The organism is Micromonospora sp. M51 (assembly GCF_018070305.1).
Lineage (GTDB): Bacteria > Actinomycetota > Actinomycetes > Mycobacteriales > Micromonosporaceae > Micromonospora > Micromonospora parva.
This window is the reverse complement of sequence record NZ_JAGPXZ010001522.1, coordinates 1-443: the sequence shown is the minus strand read 5'-3', so window position 1 is coordinate 443 and position 443 is coordinate 1. Positions and strand designations below refer to the sequence as shown.

The following is a 443-nucleotide window of genomic DNA, read 5'->3' as shown; positions in this document are numbered from 1 at the left end:
GCGTCTCCGCGCAGCTCGAAGCCGACGGCAGCGAGGTCGAGCGTCGGGTGCGCGCCGCCGGCCGCCGGTTCACCGCGTTGCGGGCCGACCTCGGCGACCGGGCGGCCGTGCACCGGCTGGCCCGCGACATCATCGCGCTCGGACCGGTCGACATCCTGGTGAACAACGGCGGCACGATCGCCCGGACCCCGGCCGCGGAGCACCCGGACGAGATGTGGGACCAGGTGATCGAGGTGAACCTCAGCAGCCAGTTCGTCCTCAGCCGGGAGATCGGCCGGACGATGGTCGAGCGCGGCCGAGGGAAGATCGTTTTCACCGCGTCGCTGTTGAGTTTCCAGGGCGGCATCACCGTCCCCGGTTACGCCGCGTCGAAGTCCGGCGTGGCCGGCCTCACCAAGGCGCTGGCGAACGAGTGGGCGGCCCACGGGGTGAACGTCAACGCC

Annotated in this window: 1 protein-coding gene; it reads left to right on the top strand. The window is 71.8% G+C overall.

Annotated features, from left to right (window positions below; all coding sequences use genetic code 11):
• Positions 1-443, top strand: a 443-nt coding sequence (locus KBX53_RS35770; RefSeq protein WP_210864118.1) for an SDR family NAD(P)-dependent oxidoreductase, incomplete at both ends; no start/stop codon positions are given.